At 77.2% G+C, this 14,526-nt stretch carries 13 protein-coding genes; 10 read left to right on the plus strand and 3 right to left on the minus strand.

Annotation, left to right across the window (positions count from 1 at the left end; genetic code table 11):
- Position 1: 1 nt before the first annotated feature.
- Positions 2–895, minus strand: a complete 894-nt coding sequence (locus K4S16_RS10160; RefSeq protein WP_149258589.1) for a helix-turn-helix transcriptional regulator — start codon at positions 893–895, stop codon at positions 2–4.
- Positions 896–1,003: 108 nt separating this feature from the next.
- On the opposite strand from K4S16_RS10160, the gene K4S16_RS10165 reads away from it, so the two are divergent.
- Complete coding sequence (locus K4S16_RS10165; protein WP_149258590.1) at positions 1,004–2,443, plus strand: MFS transporter; 1,440 nt, start codon at positions 1,004–1,006, stop codon at positions 2,441–2,443.
- 3 nt (positions 2,444–2,446) lie between these two features.
- Here K4S16_RS10165 and K4S16_RS10170 read toward each other — a convergent pair whose 3' ends face one another.
- Both K4S16_RS10170 and K4S16_RS10175 read right to left on the minus strand, forming a co-directional pair.
- Entirely contained in the window at positions 2,447–3,274 is an 828-nt protein-coding gene (locus tag K4S16_RS10170; protein ID WP_149258591.1) for a glycosyltransferase family 2 protein, read from the minus strand.
- Between the two features lie 12 nt (positions 3,275–3,286).
- Positions 3,287–4,174 carry a glycosyltransferase family 2 protein gene (locus tag K4S16_RS10175; protein WP_149258592.1) on the minus strand — a complete coding sequence of 296 codons (888 nt, stop codon included), beginning with the start codon at positions 4,172–4,174 and terminating at the stop codon, positions 3,287–3,289.
- A 231-nt stretch (positions 4,175–4,405) separates the two neighbouring features.
- Between K4S16_RS10175 and K4S16_RS10180 the strand changes: the two genes are divergently transcribed.
- From K4S16_RS10180 to K4S16_RS10220, 9 genes are all read left to right on the plus strand, one after another.
- The gene (locus K4S16_RS10180; protein WP_149258593.1) at positions 4,406–6,046 is read left to right on the plus strand and encodes a carbamoyltransferase C-terminal domain-containing protein; all 1,641 of its coding nucleotides are present in this window, start codon (positions 4,406–4,408) and stop codon (positions 6,044–6,046) included.
- A complete protein-coding gene (locus K4S16_RS10185; RefSeq protein ID WP_149258594.1) occupies positions 6,043–7,560 on the plus strand; it encodes an HAD-IIIA family hydrolase in 1,518 nt (505 codons plus the stop codon). The genes K4S16_RS10180 and K4S16_RS10185 overlap by 4 nt, the downstream gene beginning before the upstream one ends.
- Positions 7,557–8,585, plus strand: coding sequence for a glycosyltransferase family 9 protein (locus tag K4S16_RS10190; RefSeq protein WP_149258595.1), 1,029 nt, complete (start codon positions 7,557–7,559; stop codon positions 8,583–8,585). Before K4S16_RS10185 ends, K4S16_RS10190 begins: the two co-directional genes overlap by 4 nt.
- Positions 8,582–9,577 (plus strand): glycosyltransferase, encoded by a 996-nt coding sequence (locus K4S16_RS10195; RefSeq protein WP_235036687.1) that lies wholly within the window; start codon positions 8,582–8,584, stop codon positions 9,575–9,577. The genes K4S16_RS10190 and K4S16_RS10195 overlap by 4 nt, the downstream gene beginning before the upstream one ends.
- Positions 9,574–10,806 carry a glycosyltransferase gene (locus K4S16_RS10200; RefSeq protein ID WP_149258596.1) on the plus strand — a complete coding sequence of 411 codons (1,233 nt, stop codon included), beginning with the start codon at positions 9,574–9,576 and terminating at the stop codon, positions 10,804–10,806. The genes K4S16_RS10195 and K4S16_RS10200 overlap by 4 nt, the downstream gene beginning before the upstream one ends.
- A complete protein-coding gene (locus K4S16_RS10205; protein WP_149258597.1) occupies positions 10,806–11,411 on the plus strand; it encodes an SIS domain-containing protein in 606 nt (201 codons plus the stop codon). The genes K4S16_RS10200 and K4S16_RS10205 overlap by 1 nt, the downstream gene beginning before the upstream one ends.
- 78 nt (positions 11,412–11,489) lie before the next feature.
- Positions 11,490–12,887 carry a PfkB family carbohydrate kinase gene (locus K4S16_RS10210; RefSeq protein ID WP_149258598.1) on the plus strand — a complete coding sequence of 466 codons (1,398 nt, stop codon included), beginning with the start codon at positions 11,490–11,492 and terminating at the stop codon, positions 12,885–12,887.
- Entirely contained in the window at positions 12,884–13,561 is a 678-nt protein-coding gene (locus tag K4S16_RS10215) for an SDR family oxidoreductase (protein ID WP_149258599.1), read from the plus strand. The genes K4S16_RS10210 and K4S16_RS10215 overlap by 4 nt, the downstream gene beginning before the upstream one ends.
- On the plus strand, positions 13,552–14,520 hold the full coding sequence (locus K4S16_RS10220) for a glycosyltransferase family 9 protein (RefSeq protein WP_235036688.1): 969 nt from the start codon (positions 13,552–13,554) through the stop codon (positions 14,518–14,520). The genes K4S16_RS10215 and K4S16_RS10220 overlap by 10 nt, the downstream gene beginning before the upstream one ends.
- The last annotated feature ends 6 nt before the right edge of the window (positions 14,521–14,526 follow it).

Consider the following 14,526-nt stretch of genomic DNA (forward strand, 5'->3'; position numbering starts at 1 on the left):
GTCAGTGCCGGTGGTCGGGCTCCGCGACCCCGGGGTCGGCGAGCAGCCGGCCGATCCGGTCCCGGCTCTCCTCGTCGGTCGGCGTGTAGACGACCAGGCGCGCGTTCGGCGACGCGGTGATGTCCATGCTCGTGGTGCGCGTCCGGATCTCGCCGACGGCGCGGTGCCGGAAGAGCTTCACGGTCGGCCCCGGCAGCGCGACGTCGTGGGACGCCCACAGCCGCGCGAACATGGGGCTGGCCGCCTGCAGGCGCCGGACGAGGTCCTTCCAGCCCGGCTCGTCCAAATGCCTGCTGTAGCGGTGCCGGAAGACGGCGACGTGGTCGGGCGCGGCCTTCTCCAGGTTCGCGACCGGGTTGCAGCACGGCGGCAGCGTGAACACCATCCACAGCGTGTTGCGCTCGCACGGCCGGGCCCGCACCACGTGCGGGAAGATCGCGGCGTAGGCGGCGTTCCAGGCCAGGATGTCCGAGCGGGCGTTGGCGACCGCCGCGGGCATCGGCACGAGCGCGTCCAGGATCGCCTGGACGTCCTCGGGGAGGGTCTCGGCGTGCTCCTCGACCGCGGCGTCCGGGATGTCGGCCAGCCGGTACAGGTGCTCGCGCTCGGCGCCGTCGAGCCGCAGGGTGCGCGCCACGGCGTCCAGCACCTGGGTGCTGGCGTTGATCGGGCGGCCCTGCTCCAGCCATGTGTACCAGGTGACGCCCACCCCTGCGAGCTGGGCGACCTCCTCTCGGCGCAGTCCGGGCGTGCGGCGTCGGGGGCCCGGCGGCATCCCGACGTCCTCGGGGGTGATCCGCTCGCGCCGGCTGCGCAGGAACGCCGCCAGTTCCGTGCGGCGGCGCGGGCCCGCGCCGTTGCGGCGGGCGGTGGGCGCGGCGGGCGCACTCGTCATCGTCACTCCCCCAGCCTGACTCCGACCGGCGTGCTCTTCCAGGTGCTGTCAGTACCAGTATCGGCAGGCTCTCGTTACCGGTACCGGTCTCCGAGCACGCTCGTACACATGACACAGACAACCGACCTGCGCGGGACCATTCCCGAACGGGGGTCGCGGGACGGCTCCGGCGGGCTCGCGCTCGCCGTCATCCTGCTCGGCCAGTTCATGGCCATCCTCGACGTGAACATCGTCAACGTGGCCCTCCCGACGATGCGCGCGGACCTGCACGCCTCGGGCGCGGGGCTCCAGCTCATCGTCGCGGGCTACATCATCTCCTACGCGGTCCTGCTGATCACGGGCGCGCGGCTCGGCGGCATCGCCGGCCACCGCCGCCTGTTCCACCTCGGCCTGGCGTCCTTCACGGCGGCGTCGCTGGCGTGCGGGCTGGCGCCGTCCACCGGGACGCTGGTGGTGTTCCGCTTCCTGCAGGGCGCGGGCGCGGCGATGCTCACCCCGCAGGTGATGTCGATGATCCAGCGGGACTTCACCGGCGCGGCCCGGGCGCGGGCGCTCGGCGTCTACTCGGCGGTCATCGCGGGCGGCGTCGTCGTCGGTCAGGCGGCCGGGGGCCTGCTGGTCGGCGCGGACCTGTTCGGCACCGGCTGGCGGACGGTCTTCCTCGTCAACGTGCCGATCGGCGCCGCGCTGCTGCTCGCGGGCCCGCGCGTGCTGCCCCGCGACGAGCCCGCGCCCCGGACGCGCCCGCTGCGCGCCGAACTGGACCTTCCGGGCCTGCTCACGCTGGCCCCGGCGGTGCTGCTGCTCGTCGTCCCGCTGATCATGGGGCACGAGCTGGGCTGGCCGCTGTGGGGCTGGGCGTCGCTGGCCGCCAGCGCCGCGTTCGCCGCGGCCTTCGCCGCCGTGGAGCGGCGGGTGGCGGCCGCGGGCGGGCGGCCGCTGGTCTCGCCCCGGGTGCTGCGCGCCCCGCTGCTGGTCCCGGCCTGCGTGGCGATCATGTTCGGCCCGGCCAGCTGGGGGTCGTTCCTGTTCACCACCACCCTGCACCTGCAGGGCGACCTGCGGATGTCGCCGCTGGAGTCGGGGCTGGCGTTCGTGCCGTGCGTGACCGCGTTCGGGCTGGTCGGGCTGAACTGGCAGCGGCTGCCCGCCCGCTGGCACGGGCGCGCCGTCCCGGCCGGGTTCGCGGTCGCGGGGGCGGGCTACCTGTGCGTCGGGCCCCTCGCCGGGGGCGGCGTCCCCTACGAGGCGCTCACCGTGGTCATCGGGTTCGGGCTCGGGGTGATGCCGATCATCATGACGCTCGCCCTGCGGCACGTCCCGGCCGGCGACGCGGCGGACGCGAGCGGGCTGCTGCTCACGCTGATGCAGCTCGCGCAGGTGGTCGGCATCGCCACCGTCGGGACGCTGTTCCTCACCCTTGCCGAGTCCGGCGGGTCGACCCGGCACGCCGAGTACGGCGCCGGATGGGCGCTCGCCGGCATGGTCCTGCTCGGCGCCCTGTTCGCCCTGTCCCTGGCCCGCGGCCGGGCGGCGGCCCGCCCCTGACGGTCAGTACCCCGACAGGCGGGCGCGGGCCGCCTCCACCGCGGGCGGGACCGGCCGCCTGGCGCGGACGAGCCCGGGCAGCGCGCGGGCCGCGTCGGCGAGCCCGGCGCGGCCGTCCCGGGTGGCGAGCACGGACGCGGCGGCGCGCGCGACCGCGGGGAGCGGGCGGCGCAGCCACGCGGTCAGCACCCGGTTGCGGGCCTGCCGGCGGCGGCGGGCCGCCGGATCGCGGCCCGCGGCCGCCGGATGGTGGTGGACGACCAGTTCCGGCACGTAGGCGAGCCCCCATCCGGCGGCGGCCAGGTCGAGGGCGAGCAGTTCCTCCTCGCCGCCGAAGTGCAGGACGTCGGAGAAGCCGCCGACGCCGAGGTAGGCGTCCCTGCGGACGACGACGGAGCAGGCCAGGAAGCCGAGGACGGCCGGTCCCGGGAGGTCCTCGGGGCGGCCGAGGGGCGAGCGGGCCATCGCCTCGGAGACGGGGTCGAGCCGCTCCTCCTCCCCCACCAGGACCCTCGCGGCGAGCAGCGCGGTCCGCGGATGGGCGTCGAGGAGCTCGACCGCCCGCTCCAGGGAGCCCGGGGCCCACCAGGAGTCGTCGTCGGCGAAGGCCACGTAGCGGGTGGTCGCGAGCTGGGCCCCGGCGTTGCGGGCCGCCGCGCCCCGGTTGGACGGCAGCCTCAGCACGGTCGCCCCGGCCGCCTCGGCGGCGGCGGGGGTGCCGTCGCTGGAGGCGTTGTCGACCACGATGACCGGGGCCGTGTGGTGGCCGAGGCTGCGGCGCAGTTCGGCGGCCCGGTCGCGGGTCGCGACCACGATCGTCACGTCCGGCATGCGGTGGTCTCCTCAGCTCACGTAGCGGCGGGCCTTGGACGCGCGCTGGGACGCCTCCAGGCGGCGCAGCCGGTCCTCGACGTCGCGGGGCAGCGTCCTGCGCTCTCGGGCCACCCAGGCCAGCCCCGCGGCGGCCTCGGCGAGCGCGGCGGCCGTCACGCGGTCGCGCGGCAGGGTGCGGAGCAGGACGGCCGTCCGGCGGAGGGCGACCGGGAGCGGGCGGCGCAGCCAGGTGAACCACAGGGTGTTGCGGATGCCGTGGCGGCGCCTCAGGTGCGCCTCGCGGACGGGGGACGGCTCGTGGCGCACGACGACGTCCTCGGCGAAGCACAGCTGCCAGCCCAGGGCCATCAGGTCGGCGCTGAGCAGTTCCTCCTCGCCGCCCAGCCACAGCCGCGGGGAGAACCCCCCGGCCTCGCGGAACGCCTCCAGGCGGACCATGGAGGCGCCCGCCAGGAACGAGCCGAGCGCCGGGCCCGGCAGCCACGGCGGTCCGGGGACGGGCGAGTGCCGCAGCTCCGGGACGATCGGGTCCTCGCGGCCGCCGGGCTCCACCAGGATCCGGCCGGTGACGACGGCGAGCCGCGGGTGCGCGTCGAGGAGGCCGGCGGCGAGCGACGGCGCGTCCGGGTCCCACCGGATGTCGTCGTCCCAGAACGCGACGTAGGGCGTGCGGACATGGTCGGCGGCGAGGTTGCGCGCGACCGCGCCGAGGTTGCGGGGCGAGCGGATCAGCGTGACCTCCGGGAACTCCTCCGCGACGGCGTCGGCGGTCCCGTCCCGCGAGGCGTTGTCCACCACGATGACCCGGGCCCGCTCGGTGAGCGCGCGGGCGGCGGCCAGGGTGGCGAGCAGGGACCGCCGCCGGTCCCGCGTGATGACGACGACGGTGAAGCGCATGAACCGCCCAGTACCCCACGCAATCCCCTCTATGTGCGCAGATGCCGCATCACCGGCCACTTCTATTACCAGCGACTCTTCTGGCATCAGCGTTTAGCGGCACAGTTCTCGGCAATGTCCGGAATTACCTATAGGGGATTCGGCTCCGGCCGGTCCGTCCCGGGGCGCGGTGCCTGAGACCACGGCACTTCCCCACTCCATTACCGAACGCTGCGTCGAAACGGGGGGCACATGCGCGTGCTCGGAATCAACGCGATCTTCCATGACCCGGCCGCCGCGCTGGTGTCGGACGGCACCGTCGTCGCCGCGGCCGAGGAGGAGCGCTTCAGCCGCCGCAAGCACGGAAAGCGGCCGGTGCCCTTCTCCGGGTGGGAGGTGCCGGAGCGGGCCGCCCGGTGGTGCCTCGACGAGGCCGGGCTGGAGCCCGGCGATCTCGACGCCGTCGCCTACTCCTACGATCCCGGACTCGTCGAGCCCGGGCTCGACGGCCACGACGCCCAGTGGGAGCGCCTGCGGACGCTGTACGCGCAGCGCGCCCCCAACTTCCTCGCGACCGCGCTGCCGGGCCTCGATCCCGGGATCGTCCGGTACGTGCCCCACCATGTGGCGCACGCCGCGTCCGCCGCGCTCGCCGCGCCGGGGCCCGGCGAGGGCGACGTGCTGGTCCTGGACGGCCGCGGCGAGTCGCACTCGCACCTGGCCGGGACGTACGAGGGCGGCGAGCTGACGCCGCTGCACGCCCAGCGCCTCCCGCACTCGCTCGGGCTCATGTACGAGGACCTCACCGAGCACCTCGGCTTCCTGCGCTCCAGCGACGAGTACAAGGTCATGGCGCTCGCGTCCTACGGCGAGCCGCGCTTCCTGGACGAGCTCCGCGAGCACGTCCGCGCCACCGAGGACGGCGGCTTCGCGGTCGCCCCGATCGACTGGGGCTCCCTGGCGAAGGCCCGCAGGCCCGGCGCCGAGTGGACCCGCGACCACGCCGACCTCGCCGCGAGCGTCCAGACCCGCCTGGAGGAGGTGGTCCTGGACCTGGCGGCCTGGCTGCACGGCCGGACCGGCGCCCGCCGCCTGATGCTCGCCGGCGGCGTCGCCCTCAACTGCGTCGCGAACTCCCGGCTGGCCGAGGCCGGGCCCTACGAGGACGTCTGGGTCCAGCCCGCGGCGGGCGACGCCGGGACGGCGCTCGGCGCCGCCCTGCACGTCGCGCGGTCGGGCGGCGACCCGCTGGCCGCCATGCCGGGCGCCGACCTCGGCCGGCGGTGGGACGAGGCGGAGATCGCCGCGCGGCTCGACACCGCCAAGATCCCGTACGAGCGGCCGGACGATCTGGCCGCCGCCGTCGCCGACGCCCTGGCCCGCAACGAGGTCGTCGCGTGGTTCCAGGGCCGCTCGGAGTTCGGCCCGCGCGCGCTCGGGCACCGCTCCCTGCTCGCCCATCCCGGCCATGCCGGGAACGTCGAGCGGCTCAACGACGTCAAGGGCCGCGAGCAGTTCCGGCCCATCGCGCCGATGGTCGCGCTCGACCACGCCTCCGAGATCTTCGAGGGTCCGCTGCCGAGCCCCTACATGCTGTTCGTGCACCGGGTGCGGCCCGGGTGGCGCGAGCGGATCCCCGCCGTCGTGCACGTCGACGGCACCGCCCGCATCCAGACGGTCGACGCCGCCGACGAGCCGCTGCTGGCCCGCCTGCTGGAGGAGTTCCGCCGCCGCACCGGGCTGCCGGTCATGGTGAACACCAGCCTGAACACCGCCGGGCGCCCCATGGTGGACGACCCGCGCGACGCGCTGGAGTGCTTCGGCTCGGCGCCGGTCGACCTGCTCGCCATCGGACCGTTCGTGGTGCGCCGCCGGGAGGTGCACGCCCGATGAGCCACACCGTCGTCATCCCGACGATCGGCAGGCCGAGCCTGCGCGTCACGCTGGAGGCGCTGCTCACCGCGCTGGAGGACGGGGCGGGCCCGGCCCCGCACGAGATCATCGTCGTGGACGACCGCCCGGCGCCCGGCGCGCCGCTGCCGCTGCCGCCGTCCGCCGGGCCGGAGATCCGGGTGCTGCGCTCCGGGGGCCGCGGCCCCGCCGCCGCGCGCAACACCGGCTGGCGCGCCGCCACGACCGAGTGGGTCGCCTTCCTGGACGACGACGTCGTCCCCGAGCCGAAGTGGCCCGCCCGGCTGGCGGCCGACCTCGCCGGCCTGCCGCCCGAGGCCGGCGGCTCCCAGGGCCGCGTCACCGTCCCGCCGCCGGACGGCCGGGCCCCGACGGACTGGGAGCGCAACACCGCCGCGCTCGCGGACGCCGAGTGGATCACCGCGGACATGGCCTACCGCCGCGGCGTGCTCGCCGAGCTCGGCGGCTTCGACGAGCGCTTCCGCCGCGCCTACCGCGAGGACGCCGACCTGGCGCTGCGCGCCATGGACGCGGGGCACGGCCTCGTCCTCGGTGAGCGGCGGCTGACGCATCCGGTCCGCCCGGCCGGGTTCTGGGCGTCGGTGCGGGCGCAGGCCGGGAACGCCGACGACGTCCTCATGTGGCGCGTGCACGGCCCCGACTGGCGCCGCCGCGCCGGCGAGGGCCCCGGTCTGCTGCGCCGCCACGCCGCCACCACCGCGGCGGGGCTGCTCGCCCTGGCCGCGCTTCCCGCGGCGCCCCGCGGCCGCGGCGGCGCCGCCGTCGCGCTCACCGGCGCGGGAGCTTGGGCGGGACTCACCGGGAGGTTCGCCTACGAGCGGATCCGGCCGGGGCCCCGCACCCCGGGCGAGGTGGTCAGGATGCTGGTCACCAGCGCCGCCATCCCGCCCGCGGCGGTATGGCACCGCCTGCGGGGCCTGGCCGTCCACCGGGGGGCGCGGGCGTGGGGCGGGCCGCGCGCCGTGCTGTTCGACCGCGACGACACGCTGATCAGGGACGTCCCCTACAACGGCGACCCGGCCCGGGTCGAGCCGATGCCGGGCGCCCGCCGCGCCCTCGACCGGCTGCGGCGGCACGGCGTCCGCATCGGCGTCGTGTCCAACCAGTCCGGGATCGCCAAGGGGCACATCACCGCCGGGGACGTGCGGCGCGTCAACGCCCGCGTCGAGGAGCTGCTCGGCCGCATCGACGTGTGGGAGTTCTGCCCGCACGACGGCGGCGACGGCTGCGCGTGCCGCAAGCCGCGCCCGGGGCTGATCGAGCGCGCCGCCGAGCGGCTCGGGGTGGCGCCGTCCGACTGCGCCGTCATCGGCGACATCGGCGGCGACATCGAGGCCGCCGCGGCGGCCGGGGCGCGCGGCATCCTCGTCCCCACCGGCCGGACCCGGCGGGCGGAGGTCGCGCGGGCGCGGGAGACCGCGCCGACGCTGGACGCCGCCGTCGATCTCGTCCTCGGCGGAAGGCGGCGCCGATGAGAGTCCTCGTCGCACGCCAGGACAACATCGGCGACGTCCTGCTCGCCGGCCCCGCCGTGCGGGCGGTCGCCGAACGCGCCGACGAGGTCGTGCTGCTGTGCGGGCCGCGCGGGCGCGCCGCGGCCGACATGCTGCCCGGCGTCGACCGGGTCGTCGAGTGGCGCGCCCCGTGGATCGACCCGGACCACGTGCCCGTCGAGCAGGCCGCGGTGGACCGCCTCGTCCGCGAGCTGAAGGGGTTCGACCGGGCCCTGATCCTGACCTCGTTCCACCAGTCGCCGCTGCCGCTCGCGCTGCTGCTGCGGCTCGCCGGGACGCCCTGGATCGGCGGCATCAGCGAGGACTACCCGGGGTCGCTGCTCGACCTGCGGCACCGGCCCGACACCGACGTGCCCGAGCCGCTGCGCATGCTGGCGCTGGTGGAGGACGCCGGGTTCCCCTCCCCCGGCGACACCCGGCTGCGGGTGCGCGGCCCGCTGCCCGACATCGACCACCTCACCGGCGGGCCCGGCTACGTGGTGGTGCACCCCGGGACCTCCGTCCCCGCGCGCGCCTGGCCGCCCGGCCACTGCGCCGAGGCGGTGCGGCTGCTCGTCAGGGCGGGGCGCCGCGTGGTCGTCACCGGCCACAAGGACGAGAAGGACCTGACCGCCCTCGTCGCCGGAGAGGACGGCCTCGACCTCGGCGGGCGCACCAGCCTGCCCGAGCTGGCGTCGGTGCTGCGGAGCGCCTGCGCGGTCGTCGCCGGCAACACCGGCCCCGCGCACCTGGCCGCGGCCGTCGGCACGCCGGTCGTGTCGCTGTTCGCGCCGACCGTCCCGGCCGCCCGGTGGGCCCCCTTCGGCGTCCCGCTGGCGCTGCTCGGCGACCAGCGGGCGCCCTGCAAGGACAGCCGCGCCCGCGAGTGCCCGGTGGACGGCCACCCCTGCCTGTCGTCGGTCAGCGCCGACGAGGTCGCCGCCGCCGTGGAGATCGTGGCGTCGGACGAGTTGGGCGCGCCGGCCAGGGAGGTGCCCGCCCCGTGAGAGTCCTGATGTGGCACGTGCACGGATCGTGGGCGACCTCGTTCGTCCACGGCCCGCAGACCACGCTCGTCCCCGTCACCCCCGACCGGGGCCCGGACGGGAAGGGCCGCCCCGACACCTTCCACTGGCCCGACCGGGCGGTCGAGGTGCCGCCGGAGCGGCTCCGCGGCGAGGACGTCGACGCCGTCGTGCTCCAGCGCCCCCACGAACTGCGCCTGGCGGAGGAATGGCTCGGGCGGCGTCCCGGACGCGACGTCCCCGCCGTCTACGTCGAGCACGACACTCCGCGCCGGACCCCCTCCGACGTGGGGCTCCCCGAGGAGGTCGTCCCCGACAGCCGCCATTTCCTGCACGACCGCTCCGACATCCCCGTCGTGCACGTCACCCACTTCAACCAGCTGTTCTGGAACTGCGGCCGCGCCCCGACCACGGTCATCGAGCACGGCGTCGTCGACCCCGGCTACCGGTACACCGCCGAGCTGCCGCGCGCCGGCGTCGTCATCAACGACCCGCTGCGCCGCGGGCGCGTCGCCGGCGCCGACCTGCTGGCCGGGCTGGCCGCCGCCGTCCCCCTGGACCTGTTCGGGATGAACGTGACCGGCGCGCCGGAGCGGCTCGGCATCCCGCACGAGTCGCTGTGGACCTTCGAGGACCTGCCGCAGGCGAGCATGCACGAGCAGCTCGCCCGCCGCCGCGTCTACGTCCACCCCTACCGGTGGACCTCGCTCGGCCTCGCACTGATCGAGGCCATGATGCTCGGCCTCCCGGTGGTGGCGCTCGCCACCACCGAGGCGGTCGAGGCGGTGCCGCCCGAGGCCGGGGTGCTGTCCACGCGCGTCGCCGCCCTGGCCGACGCCGCGCGGACCCTGGCGTCCGACCCGCCGCGCGCTCGCCAGATGGGCAAGGAGGCGCGGGCCCACGCCGTCGACCGGTACGGGCTGGCGCGGTTCCTGCGCGACTGGCGGCGAACTCTCCAGGAGGTAACGCGATGAAGATAGCCATGATCTCGGAGCACGCGAGTCCCCTCGCCGCCGGGCGCGGTCCCGCCGGCAAGGGGCTGGGCGGAGCGGACGGCGGCGGGCAGAACGTGTTCGTCGCGGAGCTGGCCGCCGAGCTCGGCAGGCAGGGGCACCGCGTCACCGTCTACACGCGCCGGGACGCGGCCGCCCTGCCCGAGCGGGTCCGGTTCGCGCCCGGCGTGACCGTGGAGCACGTCCCGGCGGGCCCGGCCGAGCATGTCGCCAAGGACGACCTGCTGCCGTGGATGCACGACTTCGGGAGGTACCTGGAGCGGCGCTGGGCCGACGACCCGCCCGACGTCGCGCACGCCCACTTCTGGATGAGCGGCCTCGCGGCCGTCCAGGCCGCCCGGCCGGCGGGGGCCGCGCGCGTCCCGGTCGTGCAGACCTACCACGCGCTCGGCACCGTCAAGCGGCGCCACCAGGGCGACGCCGACACCAGCCCCGCCTCCCGCGTCCGGCTGGAGCGCGCGATCGGGCGCGCGGCCGACGCCGTCGTCGCCACCTGCTCGGACGAGACCGCCGAGCTGACGGCGATGGGCGTCCCCCGGGACCGCGTCCGCGTGGTGCCGTGCGGGGTCGACCTCGACCTGTTCTCCCCCGACGGCCCGGCCGGCCCCGGGGGCGGGCGGCACCGGCTCGTCGTGCTGTCCCGGCTCGTCGAGCGCAAGGGCGTCGACACCGCCATCCGCGCGCTGGCGCAACTGCCGGACGCCGAGCTGCTGGTCGCGGGCGGGCCGCCGCGCGACGGCCTCGGCACCGACCCGGAGGTGCGCAGGCTGCGCCGGGTGGCGGCGGACGCCGGCGTCGCCGGGCGGGTGGAGTTCCTCGGCAGGCTCGGCCGCGAGGAGGTCCCGCCGCTGCTGCGCTCGGCGAGCCTCGTCGTCACCCTGCCCTGGTACGAGCCGTTCGGCATGGTGCCGCTGGAGGCCATGGCCTGCGGCGTACCGGTGGTGGCGACCGCCGTCGGCGGCCACCTCGACACCGTCGTCGACGGCGTCACCGGCGCGGTCGTCCCGCCACGCGCCCCGGAGCGGGCCGCCGACGCGATCCGGCGGCTGCTGGACGATCCGGCGAAACGGGCCGCGATGGGCCGCGCGGGAGGCGAACGGGCGCGCGAGCACTACTCGTGGGCCCGGGTCGCCGCCGACACCGCCGGGGTCTACCGGCACGCCGCCGCGCTGAGCGAGGTGGCCGCCTGATGACCGCGCAACCCGGCCTCGGGACCCGCACGTCCACCGTCCACGACCAGCGGCTCGAGGAGCTCGCCGAGGCCGCGCTGCGGTTCCGCGAGCAGGTCCCCACCGTCGAGGCGTGGGGCCGCCGCCTGGCCGGCGTCCTGCGCGCCGGCGGCCGCCTGCTCGCCTGCGGCAACGGCGGCAGCGCGGCGGAGGCGCAGCATCTGACGGCCGAGCTCGTCGGCCGGTTCGAGGACGAGCGGCGGCCGCTGTCGGCGATCCCGCTGCACGGCGACACCTCCTCGTTCACCGCGATCGGCAACGACTACGGCCCGGCCACCGTGTTCGAGCGGCAGGTGCAGGCGCACGGCCGCCCCGGGGACGTGCTGGTGTGCCTGTCGACCAGCGGGCGCAGCCCCAACGTGGTCGCCGCCGCGCGCCGGGCCCGGACGCTCGGGCTCGCGGCCTGGGCGGTCACCGGGCCCGGCCCGAACCCGCTGGCCGCCGCGTGCGACGACGCGATCACCGTGCGGGCCGCCTCGACCTCGACCGTCCAGGAGATCCACCTCGCCGCGATCCACCTGCTGTGCGGGGCGGTCGACGACGCGCTGGGGGTGCGGCATGCCTGAGCGGAGCCCGCGCGGCGGCGCAAGGAGCGCCGCCCGCGCCGGCCGGCGCGGGCGGCCGACCCCCCGGAAGGAGGTGCCATGACGGCGCCACTGGTCGTGGTGGGCGACGTCCTGCTCGACATCGACGTCGTCGGCAGCAGCAGCCGGCTCTGCCCGGACGCGCCCGTCCCCGTCGTCGAGCAGGCCGAGGAGCGGCCCCGCCCCGGCGGCGCGGGCCTCGCGGCGCTGCTCGCCGCGGCGGGCGGCCGCGAGGTGGTGCTCGTCACCGCGCTCGCCGACGACGACCCGGGCCGGCGGCTGCGCGCGATGCTGGAGCGGCACGTGGAGGTTGCGGCGCTCCACCTGCACGGCGGGACCCCCTGCAAGCTGCGCATCCGGTCCGGCGGCCAGTCGGTGGCGCGCCTGGACGCCGGGGACGGGCAGGCCCTCGACGGGCCCGTCGGCCCCCGCGTCACCGAGGCGATCGCCGGGGCGGGCGCCGTGCTCGTCTCCGACTACGGCCGCGGCGTCTCCCGGCACAGCGCGGTCCGCTCCCTGCTCGGCGGGCTGCCCCCGAGCGTGCCCGTCGTGTGGGATCCGCACCCGCGCGGCGAGCCGCCGGTGCCCGGCGTCCGGCTGCTCACCCCGAACGAGGAGGAGGCCGCCCGGCTCGCCGCGGCCGACGGCGCCGACATCACCGGGTTCGGCCTGTCGGCCGCCGGGCGGCGCGGCCGGCACCTCGGCCGGTCCTGGGGCATCGAGGGCGTCGCGGTCACGCTCGGCGCGGAGGGCGCGCTGCTGTGCGACGGGTCCGAGGCGCCGTTCCTCGCCCCCGCCCGGCCCGCCCGCGGCGACTCGTGCGGCGCGGGCGACAGCTTCGCCGCCGGGGTCGTCGGCGCGCTCGCCGACGGCGCGGACCTGCCCGCGGCCGTCACCCAGGGCGTCGACCGGGCCTCGGAGTTCGTCCGCGCGGGCGCCGCGGCGGCCGTCGCGGCGCAGCTCGCCGAGACCGGCTCGGCCCGGCTCGTCCCCGAGCGCGGCGAGGACGCCTGGGACGTCGTCGAGCGGACCCGGCGGGCGGGCGGCACGGTCGTGGCGACCGGCGGCTGCTTCGACCTGCTGCACGCCGGCCACGTCAGCCTGCTGCAGCAGGCGCGGCGACTCGGCGACTGCCTGATCGTCTGCGTCAACTCCGACGCGTCGGTCCGGCGCCGCAAGGGTCCCTCCCGCCCGGTGACGCCCGCCGCCGACCGCGTCCGGGTCCTGGAGGCGCTCAGCGACGTCGACGCCGCGCTGGTGTTCGACGACGACACCCCGGCGCCGCTCCTGGAGCGGCTGCGCCCCGACGTCTGGGTCAAGGGCGCCGACTACGCCGGGACCGCCCTGCCCGAGGCCGAGACGGTCCGGGCCCACGACGGCGAGGTGGTCCTGCTGCCCCTCCTGGAAGGGCGCTCCACCACCCGCCTGCTGTCGACCACGAAGGGAAACGCGTCATGAACGTCCTCATCACCGGCGGCGCCTCCGGACTCGGCGCGGCCGTCGCGCGGAAGGTCGCCGACGACGGCGGTCGCCCCCTCATCCTGGACCGGCACCCTCCGAAGCAGGACTTCGAGCACATGCAGGCCGACCTCGCCGACCGCCGCTGCGCCGAGCGCGCCGTGCACGGCCTCGCGCGCGCCGCCGGCGGGCTCAACGCCGTCGTCACCGCCGCCGGCATCGACGCCTGCGGCGCGCTGTGCGAGGTCCCCGCCGAGGACTGGGAGCGGGTCGTCCAGGTGAACCTGCTCGGCACCGCCGCCGTCGTGCGCGCCGCGCTGCCGTACCTGGAGAACGAGCCCCACGGGCGGGTCGTCACCGTCGCCTCCACCCTGGGGTTCCGCGCCGTGAGCGACGCGACCGCGTACTGCGCGTCGAAGTTCGGCGTCGTCGGCTTCACCCGGGCGCTCGCCGCCGAGACGGCCGGGAAGGTCGCCGTCACCATGGTGGTGCCGGGCGGCATGGACACCGCGTTCTTCGACGACCGCGCCGACCAGTACAAGCCCGGCCCGGACGCGAAGCTGAACCGGCCGGAGAACGTGGCCGCGGCCATCGCGTTCGCGCTCGCCCAGCCGCCCGGCTGCGAGGTCCGAGAGCTGGTCGTGTGCCCCTCGGAAGAGCCCTCGTGGCCGTGACGGCCGCCTCGCCGGCGGGCGGAGCGGCGCGCAGGGCCCTGGTGCTGCGGGCGCTCGGCCTCGGCGACCTGCTGACCGCCGTCCCGGCGTTACGGGCGCTGCGGCGCGGGATGCCCGAGGCGCGGATCACGCTCGCCGCGCCGCCGGTGCTCGCGCCGCTCGCCCGCGCGACCGGCGCGGTCGACGACGTCCTTCCGGCGGACGGACTGGAGGCCCCGCTGCCGCCCGCGGGGCCCGTGGACGTCGCGGTCAACCTGCACGGACGGGGTCCGCAGAGCCACCGGCTCCTCGCGGCCCTGGAACCGGGGCGGCTGCTGGCGTTCGCCTGCCCCGGCGCGCCGCACTCCGGCGGCCCGGCTTGGGACCCCGGCGAGCACGAGGTGGCCCGCTGGTGCCGGCTGGTCGCGGCCTACGGGTTCGACGCCGACCCCGCGGACCTCGGCCTGCCGGCGCCGGCGGCGGCCTCCCCCGCGCCGGGCGCCGTCGTCGTCCATCCCGGTGCGGCGTTCCCGGCGCGCCGGTGGCCGCCCGAGCGGTTCGCGGCCGTCGCGGCGGCCCTGCGGGACGGCGGGGAGCACGTCGTCGTGACCGGCGGGCCCGGCGAGGCCGGCCTCGCGCACCGCGTCGCGGAGCTCGCCGGGCTCGGCCGCGCCGCCGACCTGTCCGGCCGCACCCCGCTGCCCGAGCTGGCCGCGCTCGTCGCGCAGGCCCGGCTCGTCGTCTGCGGCGACACCGGGGTCGCGCACCTCGCGACCGCCTACCGCACACCGTCGGTGCTGCTGTTCGGGCCAACGCCGCCCGACCGGTGGGGGCCTCCCGACCGCGCCGAGCACCGCGTCCTGTGGGCTGGGCGCCGCGGCGACCCGCACGGACGCGAGCCCTGCCCCGGGCTGCTGGAGATCACAGCCGACCAGGCCGTCGAGGCCGCCGGGAGGGCACTCGCCCGCCCGAACCGATGAGGGGGA

The organism is Actinomadura sp. K4S16 (assembly GCF_008327685.1).
Classification (GTDB): Bacteria; Actinomycetota; Actinomycetes; order Streptosporangiales; family Streptosporangiaceae; genus Spirillospora.